The 22167-nt window shown below is 40.4% G+C and carries 22 protein-coding genes; 9 read left to right on the top strand and 13 right to left on the bottom strand.

What is annotated here, in order from left to right; all coding sequences use genetic code 11:
* Window positions 1-36: 36 nt before the first annotated feature.
* Window positions 37-1677 carry an acyl-CoA synthetase gene (locus CL42_RS03735; RefSeq protein ID WP_035265353.1) on the top strand — a complete coding sequence of 547 codons (1641 nt, stop codon included), beginning with the start codon at window positions 37-39 and terminating at the stop codon, window positions 1675-1677.
* 57 nt (window positions 1678-1734) lie between these two features.
* Here the strand turns inward: CL42_RS03735 and yjgA are convergent, their stop codons facing one another.
* The 9 genes from yjgA to mazG form a co-directional block, all read right to left on the bottom strand.
* Window positions 1735-2268 carry a ribosome biogenesis factor YjgA gene (yjgA, locus tag CL42_RS03730; RefSeq protein WP_035265351.1) on the bottom strand — a complete coding sequence of 178 codons (534 nt, stop codon included), beginning with the start codon at window positions 2266-2268 and terminating at the stop codon, window positions 1735-1737.
* A gap of 2 nt (window positions 2269-2270) precedes the next feature.
* Window positions 2271-2540 (bottom strand): HPr family phosphocarrier protein, encoded by a 270-nt coding sequence (locus CL42_RS03725; protein WP_035265349.1) that lies wholly within the window; start codon window positions 2538-2540, stop codon window positions 2271-2273.
* Window positions 2537-3388, bottom strand: coding sequence for an RNase adapter RapZ (rapZ, locus tag CL42_RS03720; protein WP_035265345.1), 852 nt, complete (start codon window positions 3386-3388; stop codon window positions 2537-2539). The genes CL42_RS03725 and rapZ overlap by 4 nt, the downstream gene beginning before the upstream one ends.
* A 39-nt stretch (window positions 3389-3427) precedes the next feature.
* Window positions 3428-4267 (bottom strand): pantoate--beta-alanine ligase, encoded by an 840-nt coding sequence (gene panC / locus CL42_RS03715; RefSeq protein ID WP_035265343.1) that lies wholly within the window; start codon window positions 4265-4267, stop codon window positions 3428-3430.
* A gap of 2 nt (window positions 4268-4269) precedes the next feature.
* Window positions 4270-5079, bottom strand: a complete 810-nt coding sequence (gene panB / locus CL42_RS03710) for a 3-methyl-2-oxobutanoate hydroxymethyltransferase (RefSeq protein ID WP_035265341.1) — start codon at window positions 5077-5079, stop codon at window positions 4270-4272.
* Between the two features lie 40 nt (window positions 5080-5119).
* The gene (gene folK, locus CL42_RS03705; protein ID WP_035265339.1) at window positions 5120-5608 is read right to left on the bottom strand and encodes a 2-amino-4-hydroxy-6-hydroxymethyldihydropteridine diphosphokinase; all 489 of its coding nucleotides are present in this window, start codon (window positions 5606-5608) and stop codon (window positions 5120-5122) included.
* Window positions 5605-7062, bottom strand: coding sequence for a polynucleotide adenylyltransferase PcnB (gene pcnB, locus CL42_RS03700; RefSeq protein ID WP_035265338.1), 1458 nt, complete (start codon window positions 7060-7062; stop codon window positions 5605-5607). Before pcnB ends, folK begins: the two co-directional genes overlap by 4 nt.
* A gap of 153 nt (window positions 7063-7215) precedes the next feature.
* Window positions 7216-7626, bottom strand: a complete 411-nt coding sequence (locus CL42_RS03695) for a ComEA family DNA-binding protein (RefSeq protein WP_035265336.1) — start codon at window positions 7624-7626, stop codon at window positions 7216-7218.
* Complete coding sequence (gene mazG / locus CL42_RS03690) at window positions 7619-8413, bottom strand: nucleoside triphosphate pyrophosphohydrolase (protein ID WP_035265335.1); 795 nt, start codon at window positions 8411-8413, stop codon at window positions 7619-7621. The genes CL42_RS03695 and mazG overlap by 8 nt, the downstream gene beginning before the upstream one ends.
* A 107-nt stretch (window positions 8414-8520) precedes the next feature.
* Here mazG and CL42_RS03685 point away from each other — a divergent pair, with 107 nt between their 5' ends.
* Together CL42_RS03685 and CL42_RS03680 are read left to right on the top strand one after the other, a co-directional pair.
* Window positions 8521-9297 carry an SDR family oxidoreductase gene (locus CL42_RS03685; RefSeq protein ID WP_035265333.1) on the top strand — a complete coding sequence of 259 codons (777 nt, stop codon included), beginning with the start codon at window positions 8521-8523 and terminating at the stop codon, window positions 9295-9297.
* A gap of 79 nt (window positions 9298-9376) precedes the next feature.
* Window positions 9377-9808, top strand: coding sequence for a hypothetical protein (locus CL42_RS03680; protein WP_035265332.1), 432 nt, complete (start codon window positions 9377-9379; stop codon window positions 9806-9808).
* Window positions 9809-9862: 54 nt separating this feature from the next.
* Here CL42_RS03680 and CL42_RS03675 read toward each other — a convergent pair whose 3' ends face one another.
* From CL42_RS03675 to cysM, 4 genes are read right to left on the bottom strand one after another with little or no spacing between them, the layout of a single operon-like run.
* Window positions 9863-12169: a RelA/SpoT family protein gene (locus tag CL42_RS03675; protein WP_035265331.1), complete on the bottom strand. Its 2307-nt coding sequence runs from the start codon at window positions 12167-12169 to the stop codon at window positions 9863-9865.
* A gap of 53 nt (window positions 12170-12222) precedes the next feature.
* Entirely contained in the window at window positions 12223-13590 is a 1368-nt protein-coding gene (rlmD, locus tag CL42_RS03670; protein ID WP_035265330.1) for a 23S rRNA (uracil(1939)-C(5))-methyltransferase RlmD, read from the bottom strand.
* Window positions 13591-13599: 9 nt separating this feature from the next.
* Entirely contained in the window at window positions 13600-14421 is an 822-nt protein-coding gene (locus CL42_RS03665; protein WP_035265329.1) for a 3'-5' exonuclease, read from the bottom strand.
* 16 nt (window positions 14422-14437) lie between these two features.
* Entirely contained in the window at window positions 14438-15358 is a 921-nt protein-coding gene (cysM, locus tag CL42_RS03660) for a cysteine synthase CysM (RefSeq protein ID WP_035265328.1), read from the bottom strand.
* Window positions 15359-15509: 151 nt separating this feature from the next.
* On the opposite strand from cysM, the gene CL42_RS03655 reads away from it, so the two are divergent.
* From CL42_RS03655 to CL42_RS16435, 6 genes are all read left to right on the top strand, one after another.
* A complete protein-coding gene (locus CL42_RS03655; RefSeq protein ID WP_035265326.1) occupies window positions 15510-18314 on the top strand; it encodes an ATP-binding protein in 2805 nt (934 codons plus the stop codon).
* Window positions 18315-18424: 110 nt separating this feature from the next.
* The gene (locus CL42_RS03650; protein ID WP_035265324.1) at window positions 18425-19213 is read left to right on the top strand and encodes a crotonase/enoyl-CoA hydratase family protein; all 789 of its coding nucleotides are present in this window, start codon (window positions 18425-18427) and stop codon (window positions 19211-19213) included.
* 35 nt (window positions 19214-19248) lie between these two features.
* The gene (locus CL42_RS03645) at window positions 19249-20124 is read left to right on the top strand and encodes an NAD(P)-dependent oxidoreductase (RefSeq protein WP_171076746.1); all 876 of its coding nucleotides are present in this window, start codon (window positions 19249-19251) and stop codon (window positions 20122-20124) included.
* 12 nt (window positions 20125-20136) lie between these two features.
* A complete protein-coding gene (locus CL42_RS03640) occupies window positions 20137-20910 on the top strand; it encodes a hydroxypyruvate isomerase family protein (protein ID WP_035265321.1) in 774 nt (257 codons plus the stop codon).
* A gap of 99 nt (window positions 20911-21009) precedes the next feature.
* Entirely contained in the window at window positions 21010-21417 is a 408-nt protein-coding gene (gene rsfS / locus CL42_RS03635) for a ribosome silencing factor (protein ID WP_035265319.1), read from the top strand.
* Window positions 21418-21520: 103 nt separating this feature from the next.
* Window positions 21521-22138, top strand: coding sequence for a GNAT family N-acetyltransferase (locus CL42_RS16435; protein ID WP_051586515.1), 618 nt, complete (start codon window positions 21521-21523; stop codon window positions 22136-22138).
* Window positions 22139-22167 lie beyond the last annotated feature (29 nt).

Raw genomic sequence — 22167 nt, 5'->3', positions numbered from 1 at the left:
TTACTCAGGATTATAAAAATGAAGATGGATACTAAAATGAATTTAAGTCCGTATGACGAACTACCTAGAACGCCGGCAAATTTTGTTGCCCTTTCTCCACTCAGATATTTAGAGCGTGCGGCCTACATCTACCCTCAGCAAGATGCAATTATTCATGGTACACGCCGGATTAGCTGGAAAGAAAAGTACCAACGTTGCCGTCAATTTGCCGATCAGCTGCAAAAGCTTGGTATTCAGAAAAATGATACTGTATCAGTATTACTTCCAAATATTCCAGCCATGATCGAAGCGCATTTTGCAGTGCCTATGGCAGGCGCTGTACTCAATACATTAAATACGCGCCTAGATGCAAAAACACTCGCATTTATGCTTGAACATGCTGAATCAAAAGTACTTTTAGTTGACCCTGAATTCTCAGAATTAGCACAGGAAGCTTTAGCACAAGTTCCTCAGGACATTTATGTTATCGATGTTGCAGATACTGAATATGAATTCAATGAACAAGCGCCCCGTATTGGAAAAATTGAGTATGAATCTTGGCTTTCACAAGGTAATCCTGAGTTTGAGTGGCAATTACCACAGGATGAATGGGATGCCATCAGCTTAAACTACACCTCAGGCACAACTGGGAATCCAAAAGGTGTGGTCTATCATCATCGTGGGGCTTATATTAATGCAGCAAGTAATATCATTGCTTGTGGTATGACACCCCGTGCCACCTATTTATGGACTTTGCCTCTGTTCCATTGTAATGGATGGTGTTTCGCTTGGACCATGGCCGCCAACGGTGGCACAAATGTTTGTCTTCGAAAAGTTGATCCAGCACAGATCTATCAATTGATCGCGGATCATCAAGTCGATTACTTCTGCGGTGCACCAATTGTATTGTCCATGTTGATCAACACACCAAAAGAGCAACAACGCGAAATTAATCATCGAGTTGAAGTGATGGTTGCTGGTGCAGCGCCACCAGCTGCCATTATTGAAGGTATGCGAAATCTAGGAATCAATGTTACCCACGTCTATGGTCTCACTGAAACCTATGGACCATCAGCGCTATGTGCTTCGCAAGCAGGCTGGAGTGATTTAAGCATCCAAGAACAAGCTCAACTACATTCACGTCAAGGTGTACCTTATCCACTTCAAGATGGGATGAAAGTACTAGATCCTGAAACGATGCTGCCTGTACCGAATGATGGTCAGACCATGGGGGAAATTATGTTCCGTGGCAACATTGTCATGAAAGGGTACTTGAAGAATCCTGAAGCCACCGCTGAAGCATTTGCTGGTGGATGGTTCCATACTGGCGATCTTGCCGTATGCCAGCCTGATGGTTATGCCAAAATCACAGATCGCTCGAAAGATGTGATTATTTCTGGTGGTGAAAATATTTCTTCACTTGAAGTGGAAGAAGTACTGTATCAACACCCTGCCGTGCTGACAGCTGCAGTTGTTGCAAAACCTGATCCACGTTGGCAAGAAGTTCCATGCGCATTTATTGAATTGAAGCAAGGGCAACAAGCTACACCTGAAGAAATCATTGAATACTGCAAACAACATCTTGCTCGATTCAAGGTACCTAAAGACGTAGTGATTACTGAAATCCCTAAAACTTCAACAGGTAAACTGCAAAAGTTTGTGTTGCGAGATTGGGCAAAAGATCGTGCTGCACTCTAAATATTAAGCATCTAAGAAATAAAAAAGGTCTGAAACATCAGACCTTTTTTTTGACCATTAACGATCAGAGATAAGTGCAACTTGCTGAACGTAATTCAGCAAATTTAACTTAGATTGTGCAACAGCATCCTCACCTAAGTTTTTTTGAATATCACGTTCAATACGAAGTAAATGCTGACGTATTGCATGATGCTCTGCAGCATTGTAAGTCTTCATAAATTCTTTAATAACAGGCTCACCTTGTGCAATCATACGATCGACCCAGCGGTGCAATTGTGCTGTCTTTTTCGCCCCTTGTTGAGGTGTCAAATAAGATAAGATCATGCTCTCGTCTTCATTGCGTAATAATTTACCAATACGCAAAAATTGACGACGACGAGCCTCACCTGATGTTATCAATTGAACATCCAATAAAGCTTCAATTAAGCGCTCTTCCACAGGAAGGCTTTCAATCTTTTTTTTGGGTAACTCAGCAAGTTGAGCCCCTAAAGCAGCCATACGTTGTACAGCTTTCTTTTGTTCAGTTTTACTTGCACGTCCTTCTAAAGACTCAAAATCATCTTCAGTAAAACGTTGCGATCGACGTGCCACGATTATTCAGCCTCGTAAAATTTTGCTGCGAATAATGCTTGAACTTCAGACAAAGCTTTCTCTTCATCTGCCCCTTCAATCACTAGTCTTAATGTAGTTCCTTTGCCTGCACCGAGCATGAGCAAAGACATAATATTTTTGGCATCGACTAATTTATCGCCCTTACCAATTTTAATCGAACTTCGAAATTTGGTAGTGACCTCAATGAGCTTGCCTGACGCACGCGCATGTAATCCTAATTTGTTAATTACGTCAACAGTTGTGTCAATCATGACCAGTGCTTCATTTCTCTATGCAAGACCTGAATAGACCATTGTGCCTCAAGCGCCTTTTTGAGTCTATCCACAATAAATACAGAGCGGTGCTGACCACCTGTACATCCTATCGAAACCGTAATGTAATGGCGATGCCCTTCTGCAAAGGCAGGCAACCACTTCTCTAAAAACTGCTTTAAATCCTCAAACATCATATTCACTTGGTCAAATGATGTCAGGAATTTTTCAATGGGCTCATCTAAGCCCGAATATTTTCTAAGCTCTAAATCCCAATGTGGATTGGGTAAATGCCGCACATCAAAAATAAAATCAGCATCCAACGGAATACCATGCTTATATCCAAAAGACTGTAAAATAACAATTAAGTTATCTACCTGCCCTAAGCGGGATAATAATGTATCTTTAAGATCATGGACACTTTTATCTGATGTATCAATCTGTACAGTTGCTCTTAATTGAATCGGCAACAGTAATTGTTTCTCTTCTTGAATGCACTCATTCAGACTTTTAAAACGATTCGCCAGTGGATGAGGTCGACGCGAGGCACTAAAACGAGCAATTAACTCTTGATCTTTGGTCGTGAGATAAATGACCTCGACTTCACCATGTTTTTCCAGTTGCTGATAAACTTGCTCAAATTCTTGCAAATCAGCGCGTGTACTCCGAACATCAACCCCTAAAGCCAATTGTTCTAAATTATTTTCTTGATCTAACTTTCCAACGATCTCAGGAAGTAATGCTAGCGGCAAATTATCGATACAGTAATAACCTAAATCTTCGAGAACCTGCAATGCAGATGACTTCCCTGAACCGGATTGTCCTGTAACAATAAGAATTCGCTTCATGCACCACACCTGACGATCATCATCGAGTTTAATCCTGTTTTAAAGACTGATTTGTAAATTGTCGATCAAGCGTGTCGAACCAATTTTCGCAGCAACAAATAACACAATATCTTGGTCAAATTGCTCTACTGCCTGCAACATTGGATTACGTGCTTCAACATAATCCACGACAAAGCCAGCATCACTTAAAGTTGATTTTATCTCAGCAAGAACCTCTGTAAGCGCTTGACCTTGTTTTAAATTTGTTTCAGCAGTTTTTAAAGATTGATAAATGACTGGTGCAATTTGACGATGTTCAGCCGAAAGATAACCATTACGTGAACTTAATGCCAAACCATCTTCAGCACGTGCAATTGGCACACCAATAATTTCAATCGGCATGTTCAAGTCACGTACCATTGTCTTAATCACAGCCAACTGCTGGTAGTCTTTTTGACCAAAAAATGCAAAATGTGGTTGTACGATATTAAATAACTTCGTTACTACTACCGCAACACCATCAAAGTGCCCCGGACGTTGAGCACCACATAAATCATTGGTAATTTGACCGACACTAATGTTTGTTAAGCGAGGTTGACTGCCATACATTTGCTCAACTGAAGGTGCAAAAATAATGTCACAACCCTCTTCAGCCAACAACTGACTGTCTTGATCAAGTGTGCGTGGGTAACTGTCATAATCTTCATTTGGGCCAAATTGAATCGGATTCACAAAAATACTGACCACAACCACATCACATAATTTACGTGCTTCACGTACTAAATTTAAGTGACCTTGATGTAGATTCCCCATGGTCGGGACAAAACCAATAGTCTTTCGTGCTTGACGAGCAGCATGAAGTGATGCGGTTAAACCATGGATTGTTGTTTCAGTTTTCATGATTAAAGCTCAACTTGGAACGTATGTTCTTTAGCAGGGAAAGATTGATCTAGTACAGCAACATGATACGATTTGATTGCATCAAGAATGGCCGTTTCACCAGACTGTTCTTTCATAAAATTACGTACAAAACGTGCAACACGACCGAAGTTTAATCCCAGCATATCTTGAACAACCAGAACTTGACCATCGGTTTGTGCTCCAGCACCAATACCAATCACAGGTACATGCGGAAATAGTTCTGTAATTTCTTGACCCAATTGTGCAGGTACACACTCTAGCAATAACACTGCAGCCCCAGCCTCAACAACGGCTTTACAATCAGCAATCAGCTGATCCGCAGCTTCACGCGTTTTGGCTTGTAATTTATAGCCACCAAATACATGAACGGATTGTGGCGTTAGTCCAAGATGGACACACACTGGAATACCATTGCGAGTCAATACTTCTACCGTTTCAGCAAGCCAAGCACCACCTTCAAGCTTGACCATTTGTGCGCCAGCTTGCATCACTTTTTTCGAGTTTACTAGTGCATCATTGAGTGTGGCATAACTCATAAAAGGCAGATCAGTTAAGATGAAAGCATGGTTATTTCCACGACGTACAACTGAGGTGTGATAGACCATATCTTCCACATTCACAGGCAACGTTGAATCATGGCCTTGAATAGTCATCCCAAGCGAATCACCAATTAAAATGGTATCTATTTCAGCAATTTCCATTGCCTTCGCCATACTGGCGTCATAACAAGTCAGACATGAAAATTTTCGACCTTGCTGTTTGAATTGTCTTAAATCGCTCAGACTGATCATAAGATGTCCTCTAACACAGTTCCTTAGAACATTTTAAAGTTTAAATATTGATCCAAGATGAATCTGCTAAAACATCCAATTGGCTGTGTTTTGCAATATTCGTTTCTCGAATTTTCTGTCCATGAATTTCTAATTCGACATCCAGATCTAATAACGGCAGTATGACAAAATCTCGCTCAAATATCCCGATATGTGGAACAGTTAAGCGATCATTTTGAATCGTTTGATCACCATATAACAATAGATCTAAATCGAGTGTGCGTTCACCCCAACGACGTAAACGCACCCGCCCTGCTTCATTTTCTATTTTTTGTAATTCATCTAATAATTCAAGCGCCGTTAGACTCGTATCTAAACGAACGACCGCATTGTGGTAATGTGGTTGGTCTTGAGGACCCATAGGTGGACTATGATAAAGCCTTGATGCTTTCACCACACCCAGCATTGCCAGTTTCGTATAGGCTTCTGCCATCAACTGCTGAGAATCACCTAAATTACTTCCCAGTCCAATATATGTTCGTACTGTCATTGGATAGGACCAAACACCACTGTATTTAAATCACGTTTGACACGTTTACGCTTCAAAATAGGATGATCAGCTGCAATACCATTATCCAAAGCGATACTCGCATTTTGCTCTGTTCTTCGCTCATTCGCTGAAGCGGCCTTACGACTGCGGCGGCTACGTGACTCCGTTTCTTTAACTAGCGGTTCAATCTGCTGAGGCTTTGTTTCCGCAACATCTTCGATCACGGCAACTTTACGTCGTGATTTAGTCCGTTGACGATTGTACTGCGCAATCACACGCTCTTTTTCGTCCAAAGACATCAACTGATAAGCATCCCACCATTGACCCATGCCATTGGTCGTCTGATCTCCAGACTTTTCACGCAGCAACATAAAGTCAAAACCTGCTCTAAAACGAGCATGACCTGAGAGTGCTTCAATTTGCTGAGGTTTTGGGTTCAACAAACGAGTTTGCATTTCCCAAACTTCACGAATAAAGGTTTCTGCAAAACGCGGGATAATCGTGCGTGTCGCTTGGCGCTTCAGCACATCTAAGCCAGCTTGAGCACGTGCTTCAGCTGCCACAACACCTTTATGCATATAAAAATCACAACGCTCAAGGAATGGTTTCCACAACAATACCGCATAGAAAAATGCAGGGTTGATCGTTTTACCAATTTGAATTCGCTGATCTGTATTTTTCGCTGCACGTTCAATAAATGCATCAATATGAGGAGGAATATCTGCAAATAATTGTTTCCAGATTCCAAACTCAATCAACATTGGGAGCACACGATTCAAATGCCCCATTGTGAATAACTTTTGAGATTCATCATATAAACGATGGGGTGATACATCACGTAAAAGCAAGGCTGCTTCAGGTGTAAATACATCTAAAATTGCAGGATCAATTTTAAAGTTAAGTTTCGCAGCAAATCTCAGTGTTCGTAACATACGAACTGGATCTTCTTCAAAACGTAACTTTGGATCACCCAATAAACGCAATGTTTTTGTTTTTATATCATCAATAGCGTTACAGAAATCAAGAACGATACCCTTACGCGGTTGGTAATACATCGCATTGATTGAGAAATCTCGACGAGCAAAATCTTCTTCAATTGAGCCCCAATTATTATCTCTTAGAATCATCCCTGCAGCAGAAGTCACTGCTTTTTTAGGAGGAGCTCGGAAAGTGGCCACTTCAATTAATTCACGACCAGAATAGACATGAGCCAACTCAAAACGACGACCAATAATTCGGCAACGACGACCAAATACTTCTTTAATTTGTGAAGGTGTCGCATTGGTTACAGCATCGAAATCTTTAGGCGCAAGTCCAAGCATCAAATCACGGACACCACCACCGACGATGTAAGCTTCATAGCCGGCTTTAGTTAAAGAATCAATAACATCTAAAATGGAAGAAGGTAATTGTGCAGTGGATAAACCGCACTTTGACGCGTGCAAAGTTTGCAAAAGACGCTGTCTCCTACGTCAGAACGTAAAATCATAATTGTGCTAATCATAGCTCTAACACAATCAAAGGGCAATTTTATTCTCCAAGATTCACCGTCAAAATTGATTAAATTTCAACACCCCTTAGTGCCATTTGACCTCTATAAAAATGTGTTAGAGGGCTAACTGGTTGCGATTCTTTTCGATAAACTTTGGACCTATTCCTTTGACATTTTGAAGTTCATCTACTGACTTAAAACTGCCATGCTTTTGCCGATACTCAATAATTGCAGCAGCTTTCTTCTCACCCACTCCTTTAATCATTTGTAGTTCAACCATTGAAGCCGTATTAAGACGAACTTTAGTTGATTGCCCGACACCACCAGCTGATTGCTTTGATGATGTATTTACGGCTGGTCGAGATAAATAATGGTTCGCACTTTGCCGGTTAAGTCGTTGATCATGAGCTTCTTGCTCTGCTTTCCATTTTAAGTAAGATTGATCAAACTGTTGTGGATATGCCGAACTGATTAAACTCACACATGCAGTAAATATCAGAAGAAGAAAAGAAATGATGCTATTCATGTTGAACCTGAATGTTATTGTTATGTTGGTTTAGATACACTTTTGCCTGACCCCACAATTGGTCCATTTCTTTGAGACTCATATTTTCAATGGGCGTATTTCTATTTTTTGCCTGCAACTCAATGTATGAAAAACGTTGTTTAAATTTGTGGATGGTTCCAAGTAGAGCCATCTCACTTGAAATGCCGATTTTACGTCCAACATTGATTAAAGAAAATAAACAATCTCCAAACTCCTCTTGTATTTCGTCGGAATTTTGATGGTTGAGCGCCTCTCTCAATTCAGATAACTCTTCATCTAACTTTTCATACGCTTGCTCAACATTTTCGAAATCAAATCCAATCTGAGCTACATTTTTTTGAATTTGTTCGGCTTGATCTAAGGCAGGACCCGCTTTAATTTCATCTAAACGTGATTTAGTTTTGTCTTTTTTCTCTTCAGCCTTAATTTTTTGCCAAAGTTCACTCACCTGCTGTTCATTCAGTTGTTCAAATTGAGCCGATTGAAAGACATGAGGATGTCTTCGAATCAACTTGTCGCACAACGTTTCCACCACATCATGAAAATTAAATGCTCCTTGCTCACTATACATTTGCGCTTGAAATACAACTTGCAGCAGAAGATCTCCTAATTCCTCTTTTATATGCGCTGTATTTTGTGATCGAACTGCTTCTTCAACCTCATAAGCTTCTTCAATCGCATAGCGAGTCAAGCTTTCAGGCGTTTGTTTTTGATCCCATGGACATTTCGCACGAAGCTCTTGCATGATATTTAAAAGTTTTTCCATGAAAGTTGATCTCTAGTGAATGATGAGTTTAAAGATATTGTTGATTCAATGAACAATCTTATGCTCAACTAGGAACATAAAATGATGTAAAACAACAAGGATTTTCGATGACATCTAGTATTTTTATCAGTGGCGCAGCACAAGGGATTGGCGCAGCTACCGCAAAACTATTCTATCAGCAAGGTTATAAAGTCGGTATTTATGACATCAATCTCGAACAAGCTGAACAATTGGCTCAATCTTTAGGGCCAAATGCTAAAGCGGGTTTGCTAGATGTTTCCCAATACGACCAATGGCAAAGTGCTTTAACTGAGTTCAACGAATGGGCTGGTGAAATAAATATATTATTAAATAATGCTGGCATCTTATATTCAGGGGCATTCGAAAATACAGATATCTCATCGCATCATCGAACATTTAATATCAATGTTAACGGCGTTCTCAATGGCTGTCATGCTGCGCTCCCTTTCTTAAAACAGGCCTCCCACGCACGTATCATCAATATGTCCTCTGCTTCTGCTATCTATGGTCAAGCTGATTTAGTGTCCTATTCAGCAAGTAAATTTGCTGTTCGCGGCATTACAGAAGGTCTTGATGTTGAATGGCAAAAATATGGAATACGCGTATTAGACATCATGCCATTATTTGTTCAGACTGCCATGGTAAAAGGCATGGATGCGGGTACGATTCAAAATATGGGAGTCAGTCTCAGCGCCCAAGACGTTGCTCAGGAAATTTACCGTGTCGCACGTTTAAAAAACCATCACTTAACCGTGACTCACCATACGGTTGGCATCAAAACTGAACTGATGTATCACCTGTCAAGATTCAGTCCCCAATTGATCAACAGAGTGACAAATTTACTATTAAGTAAAAAGAAATGACAAATTAGTCACATTTGTGTAATATTCTCTCGCCCCAACAGGGGCATTTATAACAATGCGTTACAAATGAGAATATATAATGAAAAAAATTTTAACTTTAGCTATCGCTACTGCTTTAACAACGACTCTTGCTCAAGCTTCGGGTGAACTACCAACCAAACAACACTCAACTGCTGAACTCAAGGCAATGGATTGTGCAACACTAGCTGTTGAAAAAGCCAATGCTAAGCGTAACTTAGAAAATGCTGATAAAAATATTGCAGCTGCTGCAACCCAAACGCCAGCTAAATCATTGAGCAAATGGGCGGGTATGGCAGGTAATGCATTATCTACTTTCGGTGGCAACTCAGAAAAAGCAACAAAAATGGGGCAAGTTGCAAACTCTGTAGCGGGTGAAAGCGATACTTCTGATGCTGCAAATATTCCATTACAGCAACAGATCAAAGCTGCATCGCAAGCAAACATCGATAATATTGGAATCTATCAAGGTTCTAAAAAATGCAAAATCTGATTTAACGCTATTTGAGTGATCAGTCATAAAAAGCCTGCTAAAGCAGGCTTTTTTTTAATTCCCCTGCACCAAACGTCTTGCGCTAATGATGCCTGGTTGCTGTTCCAATCGAGCCAACAAGCGAGACAATTGAGCCAAACCTTTGACCTCAATCAACAGCTTCATATTGGCAATACCATCCGCTTCGGAAATGGTATTCACTTGGCGAATATTAATCTGATCTGAAAAAATCACTTGGGTTAGATCCTTCAGCAGTCCTCGACGATCATAAGCCTCAACCACAATTTGGACACTCTGCCCTCTTGTCGGTTGCATTTCCCAATCTGCTTCAACAGCGCGTTCAGGTTCTTGGCTGATCATACGTACATAATCCGGACAAGCCACCTTATGAATACTCACCCCACGATTGAGTGTGATATATCCAGCAATCGACTCACCATGAACAGGCTGACAACATTGTGCAATATGTAGTTCAACATTATCCAAACCGTCAATCAGAATCCCATGCGCTGATAATGTATGACTCGCCCGTGGATTTAATGCTGGCTTCAGCACTAACTCAGGCTCATCTTGATCCAAGTGCATATGACGATTGACTTGATTAATCAATGCATGAAGACTGATATCTCCACTCACCAAGGATACAAGAATGTCCTCACCTGTTTTAACGTTAAAATGAGCACAATAATCACTCAAATCAATACTTTTTGGGTGAATTGCAAGACGTGATAATTCCTTGGTGAGAATCTCTCGACCGACTTCTAAGTTCTTACTACGGTCTTGCTGTCTGAACCAATGGCGCAACTTGTCTCTTGCACGTGCTGTCTTGATATAACCTAAAGAGTTCACCAACCAATCACGATTTGGCTCACGATCTTTCTTGGTCAAAATCTCGACTTGTTCACCTGTTTTTAATGTATAAGTCAGTGGAACATAACGTTGGTTCACACGTGCTGCATAACACTTATTACCAACCTCAGTATGCACATGGTATGCAAAATCTAAAACGGTTGAATTACGCGGTAATTCTTTAATGTCACCATCACGACTAAAAACATAAATTTTTTCAAAATCTTCAAAATCTTGAAGCTGATTGAAATTTTCAGTTTCGTCTTCATTCGGATGCGCACCTGCTTCATTTCGTTCTTGATAATGTTCAAGCACGGAACGTAAAGAGTGCAAACGATGATTAAATGAATAATCTGTAGTTTTGGCACCTTCTTTATAATTGAAATGAGAACAAACGCCTAACTCAGCTTCTTCATGCATTTCAGTGGTTCTGATTTGTATCTCTAAAGATTTATTTTCAGCAATCACTGCAGTATGTAAAGAACGGTAGCCATTGGCTTTTGGGTTAGTGATGTAATCATCAAACTGATGGGGAATATGACGCCAGATTTGATGTACGATCCCCAAAGCGTGATAACACTCAGATACATTCTGAACCAGTACACGAACAGCTCGAATGTCATATAGCTGATCGAAACTTAAGTTCTTACTTTTCATTTTTCGATAAATCGAATAAATGTGTTTCACACGACCTGAGATTTCAGCCTCAATGCCATGCTTCAACAACTCACTTTTCAGCTTATCGACCACGAATTGAATATATTGTTCGCGCTCTAAGCGTTTTTCATTGAGTAAAGATGCAATTTCTTTATAGCGCTCTGGTGCTAAATAACGGAACGCAAGATCTTCAAGTTCCCATTTTAACTGCGCGATACCAAGACGATGCGCCAAGGGCGAGTAAATGGTCAAAATTTCTCGTGCGACACGCTCTTGACGCTCTTTTGGAGAGTTTGCCAACTCACGCAAAGCCAGCGTACGCTCAGCCAACTTGATTAATACAACGCGAACATCCTCTGTTACTGAGATCAACATCTTGTAAATCCCAGTTAAATGTTCACGCTGATTATTATTGAAGTGATCTTCTAAACGTTTATTTTTTTCGATCAGCTCTGACAACTTACCCATTGCCAAAGTGCCTTTCACCAAATTGTAGACACTTTCACCAAAGCTTTTACGAATCTCCTCAAGCGACGTCATGCCCTCACGCACACTACGATAAAGCATCGCTGCTGACAAAGTATCTTCATCAACATGTAGGTGAGCCAAAATATCTGCCATACCTAAGCCAGTCGCGAAGGTATTGGTTTTATGATGGTGATCAGAAGTCAGTTCTTTTTTTAAAACACTAAGAGCGACTTCTTCTAATTTTTTAAGTTCTGCACCGTCTAAAATAATCCGCGCACGGTCTAGCCAAGTTGCTAAACCAAGTTGCGCTTCAGCGGCATGTTCTACAGTCGTTTCCTCAGACAACTCAGTCAGTCGTCCAGGTAACTGCTCACGTACTGTGACCATACCCTTCTCCTTTTTTAAATCTAATCTTCATTTTATTAAATCAACACTTAGCACTAGCTTTTTTCAAATAAAGCAATAGATTCAACATGGCCTGTATGACTGAACATATCCATCACACCAGCTTTCTTCAACTGATAGCCATGTTGTACTAAAATCCCTGTATCACGTGCTAATGTAGCAGGATTACAGGAAACATAGACGATTTTTTTTGCACCAAAATTTGGCACATAGTGCATAATTTCTTCAGCTCCAGCGCGTGGTGGGTCTATTAAGAGTGCCTCGAACCCTTGATTTGCCCAAGAATGTTGCGAAAAATCTTGCGTTAAATCCTGAGCATAAAATTTTACGTTTGTGATGCCGTTTTTCAGTGCATTTTCTGTCCCACGCATCACCATTTCCTCACTTCCCTCCACCGCGACGACCTCACCCCGTGTTACAGAACGTGCAAGTGGCAATGAGAAATTCCCTAGACCACAGAATAAATCAAGAACACGCTCATTTCCGCTCAGGTCAAGCAATTCACATGCCAGCTTCACCATTTGTGGATTAATGGTGGGGTTCACCTGAGTAAAGTCAGTCGGTTTAAAACCAAACGTCACGTTAAAATCAGGTAGTGAGTAATGTAATCGCTCAGATAGGTCACCATCCGCACGATGAACACTACTTACACCAGCAGGTTGCAAATAAAGCTGCCATGATCTTTCTAACGCAAATTCACGCAGTTGGTTGACATCATTTTGCGGTAATTTGTTGGTATGACGTATCAAAAGTGCAACCTCTTGATCTCCTTTCGCCAATTCAATATGACCTATATCTGCTTTTGCTTTTAGATTTTCAAGGAGTACCTTGAGGTGAGGTAACGCAGCATCTAGCTCTGCATCTAAAATTTTGCAGGTTTTAATTTCAGTAAGCTGATTAGATTGAGCCTCACGAAAACCCATGACTAATTTATTTTTTTTAGCAATGTAGCGAACGCCAATACGCGCCTTGTGACGATAATCTTCACGTGTCGAACGCAATGGTTCTAGCCACGACTCTGGAAGAGCACCTGCAAAGTGGGTGAGATGCGACTCTAAAACTGATTGTTTTAAACGAATTTGTTCATCTAATTTTATGTGCTGCATATTACAGCCTCCACATTTTCCAAAATGTGGACAAACTGGCTGTGTACGAATTGGACTCGGCGCCCCAATCAACTGCACACAATCAGCTTCTTCTAATTTTTTTGCCTGATGGGTAATTTGAGCTTCTACTGTTTCTCCTGGCAGTGCAAAACGAATAAAGACCTTTTTACCCAATTTGTCTTGAGGATGTTCCTGTCCTTGAAAATGTGCGATCCCTCGCCCTTCGTGTGAAAGTCTCTCAACTGTAAATGTATAACGAGGAAGTTGAGATGAGCGATGTGCGGCACGTTGTTTCAAAGAGATAACCTAATGTTGAGTTGATTTAAAATCCGAAGCGGTGAAGTCAGTTTTTTCAGCAGTTTCTTGCCAAATACGCAAAAATTCTGTTTGCTGGGGTTGACCTTGAAGATAATGAATCGTCGCTTGAATCCACAGACGATGATCTTCAGGCAAAATCTGTCCTTTTAACAATACATAGCGCAGATAGACTAACCATGTGTTTAAAACATCCCCTTCACAATAACTGGTTAATTCTATCCAATTATTGTTACGAACATATTCAGGGATAAAATAACCTGGTGTTCCGCGCTTACCCGGGTAACCGAGCATATAAGCGACATCATCCAGTTTTTGGAAGTGACGCGCATTAAACATTGCCATAAAATCCATCAAATCAATATGACGATGATGGTAACGATTCTGGTAGTTATTATAGCGCTTTTGTGTATCAATTTCGCCTTGATCAAACAGACTTGGCGCAGACAACCCATGATACATTGCTCTATACATAATAACAGGCAGATCAAATTGGGAGCCATTCCAACTGACTAAAGTCGGATTACGTTTATCAAAAATTGATAGAAATTTTTGTAAAATTTCAGGTTCTGAATAATGTTCACGACTGAATGAAAATAATTTCATTCCCGCCTTTTCATCAATCCATAGTCCTGAAATACAGACAATTTCATGTAAAGCAAGTCGCTGAAAGTCAGTGCCCGCTTCTTGACGTCTTAACTTACTCAGCGCTTGTTCAATACTATCTTCTGGTAAATCTAAGCCATATAGATGCGCTCCTGATTTAAGATCGGTCAATGTTTCAATATCAAACACTAAAACAGGTAAGCGCATATAGATTTACTCGAATTTATTGTTCATCTTCTACAGAGAATAACCCCGTAGAGAGATAACGATCACCACGATCACACACGATACATGCAATCACAGCACTAGGATGTTGTTCAGCGATTTTTATTGATGCCCAAACTGCACCACCAGAAGAAGTACCAGCACTAATTCCTTCCTTACGTGCCAATTGACGAGCCATTTTTTCAGCTTCAATTTGTGGAATATCCATAATTTGATCAACACGAGAAGCATCAAAAATCGTCGGTAAATATTCTTGAGGCCAACGGCGAATACCTGCAATATTCGACCCTTCAGATGGCTGTAAACCAATAATTTGAATATTTGGATTTTGTTCTTTGAGGTATTTTGAAATCCCCATGATGGTTCCCGTTGTTCCCATCGAACTTACAAAATGCGTAATTTTACCGCCAGTTTGTTGCCAAATTTCTGGACCAGTTGTCAAATAGTGTGCTTGGACATTGTCTGGATTACCAAATTGATTGAGTACTAAACCTAGACCATCTTTTTCCATTCGCAATGCGATATCACGAGCTTCTTCCATATTCTCGGATTCAATAAGCTCAGCACCATACGCACGCATTGCATCTTTGCGCTCTTGACTAGAGCTTGCAGGCATAATCAATTTCATTTTATAGCCACGCATTGCCGCAACCATGGCTAATGCAATACCTGTGTTACCGCTAGTCGCTTCGATCAGCGTATCACCTGGCTTAATGTCACCACGTTTTTCAGCTTGCATGATCATGTTATATGCTGGGCGATCTTTGACAGAGCCCGCTGGATTATTACCTTCCAGTTTTGCCAATACAGTCGCTTGAGTATGACTTGCCAGACGCTGTAACCTAACCAATGGGGTTTTACCCACATAGTGGTCTAATAAAAAATCGTCTGATTGAAAATCTACTTGTGTATTACTCATTATTTGCACCCATATTGAGGTGCAGGTATTGTATGAAAAAAAGTATCTCACTGCATCAATTTCAAAGGCTTTTTAATGAGGGTGATTAAAGCACCATCATTTTTTTAAAGCGTGCTAATATGCCCAACATGGGGAATGAGTCACTCTGCACATGTCGAATTTGAATAAAAAAATCTTCAATCGCTTAAAACTAAACCATGCTTATGGGCAATTGATTGCCCTCATTTTTGTACCCATTGCGGTACTGGCAAGCGTCGGCTCTGCACTGGTGCTCACAGAAACGTCTAATTCCGCAAAATCAGAACAACGCTTTGCCGCAAATGCAATTTTAAGTCGTTATAAATACACGACAGAAAACCTACTTATTGCGCTTGAAAAAAACCCCTCACAAGCGCAACAAGACCGCGCTAAAAGCATCTTACAAAAGATGTTTAATGAAAAATATTTACTCAGTGTCGCAGTCCTAGACCAACAACAAAAACCTTATTTTGGGTTAGGCTATCGCAATGAAAAACCTTGGCCTAGCTTCCCGACCAATGTACAAACATTTGGTCCGATTAAAGATCAACATAATCATATTTATGGCTTAGCATTAAATACGCCTGATCAAAGTAAAAAATGGCTTGTTATCGAGCTAGATAATCAACCTCTCGCCATCTCTCAATATCGTGTTTTCATTGTACTGATCACGACGGGTTTGTTGACACTTTTACTCTTATTACTGTGCTTGAACTTTTATTCACGACGTTGGATTGCACCTATGTACGAAATACGTATGCAATTACAGCGACTCAATGCAGACACACTCGACCAACACATGGTCATCAATAGTACTGGCGAGTTAAGGTTACTCCAACGTGATATTGCGAATGTCGTGAAGCGTCTACATTTCAGCTTTTTAGAGCTGAAGGAGCATACCGAGCAGACCGAAGACGATTTAAGACGTACGCTTGATACACTTGAAGTGCAAAATATTACTTATAAACAAGCACGCGATCAGGCCATTTCATCCAATCAGGCAAAATCTGTTTTTCTTGCCAATATCAGTCATGAGTTGCGTACCCCGCTGAATAGTATCGATGGTTTTATTCACTTGTTATTGCGCCAAGAGAATCTCAGCAATGATCAAAGCCTGTATTTGCAAACGATTCGCAAATCATCAGCACATCTTTTAGCACTGATCAATGACGTCTTGGACTTTTCAAAAATTGATGCCGGTAAACTTGAACTAGAAACCGCATCATTTGATTTAGAAGAAGCGATCTTCGATGTTATGGACATGTTGTCGCCATTAGCCGCCCAAAAAAATATCGATATGGCCTTCTACTATGCCGATAACATTCCAAAGTATGTGATTGGCGATGCTTTACGTTGTAAACAGATTTTGACTAACCTGATTTCAAATGCCATTAAATTCACCCCTGATGGTGAAATTATTGTACGTGTTCGAATGGAGCATGACGATCTAGAACATTGCCTATTGCATTTTAGTGTTCAAGATAGTGGTATTGGGTTAAGTGGTACAGACCGAAAACGGTTATTTGAATCATTTTCTCAAGGCGATGCTTCCGTCACTCGTCAATTTGGTGGCACAGGTTTAGGCTTAGCAATCTCAAAACAATTGGTTAATCTGATGCATGGCCAAATTGGCTTTGAAGATAACCAAGAACGCGCCCCAACTGAAAAGGGTTCAACATTCTGGTTTACTGCGAAATTTGCGGTTGATGAATATGAAATTATTCATCCGCAATTCCATGACATGCGTGTCATCTCCTATTTAGCCCACCCTGCAACTGCGAATGTTTTACGTCATTATTTAGAAAATTATGGTGTTGAACACACAGAAGCTCAATCCATTCTAGATTTATTCAGCCGTCTAAATGGTTTGACACATCAACCTGAAAATACGTGGTTGATTGTAGATCACAGTGGTGATCCAGAGGCTTTATTAAAAGAGATTCGCGGACGTTATCAAGGTCACTTAGCCGTATATGGCTATCAGATGGCGCTCGACCTCAACATGTTGAATGAATACAAAGCGAGACCACTGTATCAACCTCTGAGCCGTTCATCATTAATTCAGCTTTTGGAAAATCAGCCAATATTTGAAGTAGAACCTCATGATAACTTTAAAGCCCTTAATTTACATGTACTTGCAGTAGACGATCATCTACCAAACTTAATCGTTTTAGAAGCTTTGCTCGGCGAAATTAATGTTCAAACAACTAAAGCGCAAAGTGGACAAGAGGCACTACAAATTTTACAACAACAGATTCAAAATGATGAAAAGCCGTTTGATCTGATATTTATGGACATTCAAATGCCAGTGATGTCCGGCATCGATACGACTCGTGCGATCAGGTCACTAGAATCCACCATCGAGGGACGTCACACACCGATCATTGCACTTACAGCACATGCTTTAGCAGATGAGAAACAAAAGTTGCTTAAAGTCGGCATGGATGACTATGTCACCAAACCAATCCAAATGGATCAGATTATTCAAATTCTGACCCATTGGAGCAGTGATAAGTTTATTCATCCAATTAAATCCCAAGAAAAAACTTTACGTATCGAAACCTTAGATCATAAGGTTTTAGATTGGAAACAGTGCGTTCAATTGGCAGCGAATAAAGAAGACTTAGCACAAGATTTATTGAAGATGCTGGTGGACAGCTTCCCGAATGAACTTGCTGAAATAGAACAACTCATCGAACTTGAAGATTATCCGCAGCTCGAACATGTATTACACCGTTTATATGGGGCAACACGCTACGTCGGCACTCCGAATTTACAAAGCATCACAGGTGAATTTGAACAGTTCGTTTCAACGCTGCGTAAAGAGCGTAGAAAAGCAGATGAGCAATTTATTGAAAATGTGATGAAACGGCTGGATGAATTAAAACATGCGATTGGACAAGTGAAAGAAGCAGCCGAGTCTATTCTGAATCATTAATAGACGATCAACACACTGTATTAGGCAATACGTGATGACTCTACTGTCACGACAGTCTATTTTGGACATGTTATGCTTAAAACAAGGAACAATAAACTCGAGTCACAATAATGGCTGTAATACGTGTAGAAAAAAATAATGGAATTGCGACGGTTTTTCTGAATCGTCCCGACAAACGTAACGCGATGAGCTTTCAACTTTTGAAAGAGTTGGTGCAAGTCGCAAATAAAATTAAATCTGATCGTACTATCCGCTGTGTGATTCTCACTGGTGAAGCCAACGTATTTAGTGCAGGTATTGATTTAACAGACCTGAATAATCCACAAAATCGTGCTTATGCCGCATGGGAACTCATTAAGCCTGGTCAAAGTCTATTTCAAAAAGCTTTTTTAATCTGGCAAGAACTCCCTGTTCCAGTCATTGCAGCTATTGAAGGGTATTGCTTCGGTGCAGGTATGCAATTGGCTTTAGCGGCTGATATTCGAATTGCTCACCCCAACACCCAAATGTCGATTATGGAAACCCGTTGGGGCTTAGTTCCAGATATGGGGTTAACACGCTCAATCAAAGGTATTATTGGAGTCGACCTAGCCAAAGAATTATCATTAACAGCACGTGTATTTGATGGTCAATATGCCAAAGAAATTGGATTGATCACACATGTTGATAACGCGCCGATGCAAAAAGCTCAACAGCTTGCCGACGAAATGTTGCAGCGCTCACCTGATGCCTTAGCTGCAGTAAAACAGGTCTTAGATGCGATGGAACACGCACCCAAAAAATCACTTCGTCTTGAGAAAATTTGGCAACTCAAATTACTCCTTGGCAAAAACAGTCAAATTGCGCGTAAAAAAGATAAAAATCCAGATTTGGAATTTCTACCACGTCAATTCAAATAAATTGGTTTTCAAACTTAGATCAGGGATTAGCTTCAATAATGATTAACGGTCAAACTAAAATCGCATTCTTAGGTATGGGTTTAATGGGTAGCAGAATGGCGACTCGATTGATACAGGCTGGGTTTTACACTGCTGTCTGGAACCGAAGCCCCAACGCATGTGAGCCGTTAATCCAGCTTGGGGCACATCCCCTTCAACTCTCTGAGATAGCACAATTTGATCTGATCCTAACTTGTTTAGCCGATGACAATGCGGTAGAGGCTGTTTTTTCTCAAATTGAATCACTGATTCAACCCAAGCAGATTATTGTGGACTTCTCGAGTCTATCTGTGGATAAAACTAAAAATCTTGCACAACGTGCAACTGCTAAATCAGCGCATTGGATAGATTCTCCTGTGTCAGGTGGAACAGCTGGTGCTGAAAATGGCAGTTTAGTTATTTTTGCTGGCGGACCATCGAGCATCATCGAATCTTTACAACCAATGTATCAAGTTCTTTCACAACGTGTAACCTGTATGGGTGGAACTGGAACAGGACAAGCCACCAAAATTTGTAATCAACTCATCGTTGCTGCAAATAGCACACTCATCGCAGAAGCTGTTGCTTTAGCAGATCAGGCGGGTGTTGATACTCAACTGCTTGCACCTGCCTTAGCAGGTGGATTCGCCGACTCTAAACCTTTTCAAATTTTAACACCACGTATGGCAACGCACGAGTTTGAGCCTGTGCAATGGAAAGTTCAGACGCTGTCTAAAGATTTAAATAACGCCTTGAGTTTGGCTCGACAATTTGACCTTAATATTCCTGTCGCTCAACAAGCCTTAGAACAATTGAAAGCGCATCAATCCAACGGCTTTTCTGAATCAGACCTTGCCTCAGTCATTCTGCAAGTTGAACAAAACAATAAATAGGTCGCATTCAATATGAAGCTCGCTGTCAATTTATCGATGATCTTTACAGAAGTTCCACTCATTGAACGCTTTGCGCTGGCTGCTGAATATGGGTTCCAACATGTAGAAATTCAATTTCCATATGAGCTGAGTATTAATCAAATTCAGCATGAACTCAATGAACATCAACTTAGCTTGTGTCTCATCAACGTTCCTGCCGGAGATTTAATGCAAGGCAGATGCGGATTAGCAAGTAGCCCAAGTAAAACTGATGAATTCAAACAAGCTGTTGACTTAGCGATTGAATATGCATGCTCACTCAATATACCTCGAGTGAATATTTTGGCTGGCAAGCAACCAGATAATGTTGAATATCAGGTCTGCTATGAAACCTTAGTCTCAAATCTTAAATTTGTCAGCGAGATCTTCACAGCGCATGGGATTCAACCCGTTTTTGAGATGATTAATGGCTTTGATATGCCCAACTTCATGATTCAAACAATGCATCAAGCCAAAGAGTTACTGAAAGACGTCAATCATCCAGCTCTAAAAATGCAATTCGATTGCTATCACATGGCTAGAATGCAAGAAGACCTGATTCTGTCACTCAAAGAAAATATGCAACACATTGGGCATATCCAATTTGCAGATGTACCAGGTAGACATGAACCACTCACAGGGATAATTGACTATCCCGCTATTTTTGAATGCATTGCAAATAGCATGTATGAAGGATTTGTCGCAGCCGAATATCGCCCCCAATCTCATTCAACAGATTCTTTCGAATGGAAAAATAAACTTTTTTAATATCATCATATTGTGGTATAAAATTTGTTCAAAGTTTGAATTTTCAAGCAGAAAGCGCTATAGTGAAAGATGAGTTATAGTCAGGAAAATACACTTCTCATGAATTTAGAACCATCGCCCGGCGCTTCTAATTCTCACGAACTCTCTTTGAATTCTCCAAAACAAGACGTTCAAGCTTGCTTAAAAGTTGTTCAAGAAGCATTGCTTGACGTTAAAGCAAAAGAAATCACAACGATTGATGTTAGCGAAGTGAGCAATGTTGCAGATGCAATTGTCATTGCTTCAGGTACTTCTACACGTCACGTGAAAGCGCTTGCAAACAACGTCGCTGATGAAGCACGTAAAGCAGGTTTTCGCCCTATCGGTATTGAAGGCGAAAGCGATGCAGAATGGATCCTTGTTGATCTTGGCACTGTTGTAGTACATCTGATGTTACCTACAGCACGTAAGTTTTATGATCTAGAAAACTTATGGCGTAATGCTTCAACTACAGATTCTGTAGCATAAACATATTAAAGCGACCTTCTTGGTCGCTTTTTTATACTGTGCATTTTAAATTTATAACAATAAAGCCAACAAAAAAGAACTCATTAATTTGGTTTACCTTGATATGACCATGATAAAAGCCACAAGAACAGATCACGATGCATTAGTAGAAACATTAATGCAATCCTTTTGGAACGAAGAGTTTTGCAACTGGGCGATCCAAGCTGAAAAACTGAGTTTCCAACAAAAACATGCAAAACTTGAGCAATTCTTTAGTATTCAATTGAAAGATATCGCTCAACCATATGATGAAGTCTATACCAATCCCGATCGCTCAGTTGCTGCACTTTGGATTCCGCCAAATCAGTGGGATTTAAACCTCATTCAGCAGGTTAAACTACTCCCTCAATTAACGAAGATTATCGGTTTAAGACAACTGGTGAAATTTATTCACATCATTAATCTGGTGCAGAAACATCATCCCAGTGAGGCGCATTATTATCTACAACTCATAGGAGTAAGTCCTGACCAACAAGGACAAGGCTTAGCCAGCAAAGTCTTAGCACCTATTCTCACAAAGAGCGATCAACACGGTATCCCATGTTATTTAGAAACTGCAACACCAAGCAATGTTGGACTCTATCGTCATTATGGATTTGAAGTGATCTTTCACCTTCGCGATCTGCCCTACGATGCACCTGAAATTTGGGGAATGTGGCGAAAACCTACACATGAAAAATAAAAAAACCACCCGAAGGTGGTTTTTTAAAA

The organism is Acinetobacter sp. Ver3 (assembly GCF_000632455.1).
GTDB lineage: Bacteria > Pseudomonadota > Gammaproteobacteria > Pseudomonadales > Moraxellaceae > Acinetobacter.
The sequence above is the reverse complement of the archived record's forward strand: the minus strand, read 5'-3'. Positions and strand labels throughout refer to the sequence as shown.

What these genes read in the sequence shown, in the direction of transcription:
- CL42_RS03675 (WP_035265331.1), bottom strand. Translation starts at nt 12,169, where the DNA reads ATGGTCACAGTACGTGAGCAGTTACCTGGACGACTGACTGAGTTGTCT.
- CL42_RS03695 (WP_035265336.1), bottom strand. Translation starts at nt 7,626, where the DNA reads ATGAATAGCATCATTTCTTTTCTTCTTCTGATATTTACTGCATGTGTG.
- CL42_RS03735 (WP_035265353.1), top strand. Translation starts at nt 37, where the DNA reads ATGAATTTAAGTCCGTATGACGAACTACCTAGAACGCCGGCAAATTTT.
- mazG (WP_035265335.1), bottom strand. Translation starts at nt 8,413, where the DNA reads ATGGAAAAACTTTTAAATATCATGCAAGAGCTTCGTGCGAAATGTCCA.
- CL42_RS03680 (WP_035265332.1), top strand. Translation starts at nt 9,377, where the DNA reads ATGAAAAAAATTTTAACTTTAGCTATCGCTACTGCTTTAACAACGACT.
- CL42_RS03650 (WP_035265324.1), top strand. Translation starts at nt 18,425, where the DNA reads ATGGCTGTAATACGTGTAGAAAAAAATAATGGAATTGCGACGGTTTTT.
- cysM (WP_035265328.1), bottom strand. Translation starts at nt 15,358, where the DNA reads ATGAGTAATACACAAGTAGATTTTCAATCAGACGATTTTTTATTAGAC.
- CL42_RS03665 (WP_035265329.1), bottom strand. Translation starts at nt 14,421, where the DNA reads ATGCGCTTACCTGTTTTAGTGTTTGATATTGAAACATTGACCGATCTT.
- panC (WP_035265343.1), bottom strand. Translation starts at nt 4,267, where the DNA reads ATGAAAACTGAAACAACAATCCATGGTTTAACCGCATCACTTCATGCT.
- folK (WP_035265339.1), bottom strand. Translation starts at nt 5,608, where the DNA reads ATGACAGTACGAACATATATTGGACTGGGAAGTAATTTAGGTGATTCT.
- panB (WP_035265341.1), bottom strand. Translation starts at nt 5,079, where the DNA reads ATGATCAGTCTGAGCGATTTAAGACAATTCAAACAGCAAGGTCGAAAA.
- CL42_RS16435 (WP_051586515.1), top strand. Translation starts at nt 21,521, where the DNA reads ATGACCATGATAAAAGCCACAAGAACAGATCACGATGCATTAGTAGAA.
- rsfS (WP_035265319.1), top strand. Translation starts at nt 21,010, where the DNA reads ATGAATTTAGAACCATCGCCCGGCGCTTCTAATTCTCACGAACTCTCT.
- CL42_RS03685 (WP_035265333.1), top strand. Translation starts at nt 8,521, where the DNA reads ATGACATCTAGTATTTTTATCAGTGGCGCAGCACAAGGGATTGGCGCA.
- CL42_RS03640 (WP_035265321.1), top strand. Translation starts at nt 20,137, where the DNA reads ATGAAGCTCGCTGTCAATTTATCGATGATCTTTACAGAAGTTCCACTC.
- CL42_RS03725 (WP_035265349.1), bottom strand. Translation starts at nt 2,540, where the DNA reads ATGATTGACACAACTGTTGACGTAATTAACAAATTAGGATTACATGCG.
- CL42_RS03655 (WP_035265326.1), top strand. Translation starts at nt 15,510, where the DNA reads ATGTCGAATTTGAATAAAAAAATCTTCAATCGCTTAAAACTAAACCAT.
- rapZ (WP_035265345.1), bottom strand. Translation starts at nt 3,388, where the DNA reads ATGAAGCGAATTCTTATTGTTACAGGACAATCCGGTTCAGGGAAGTCA.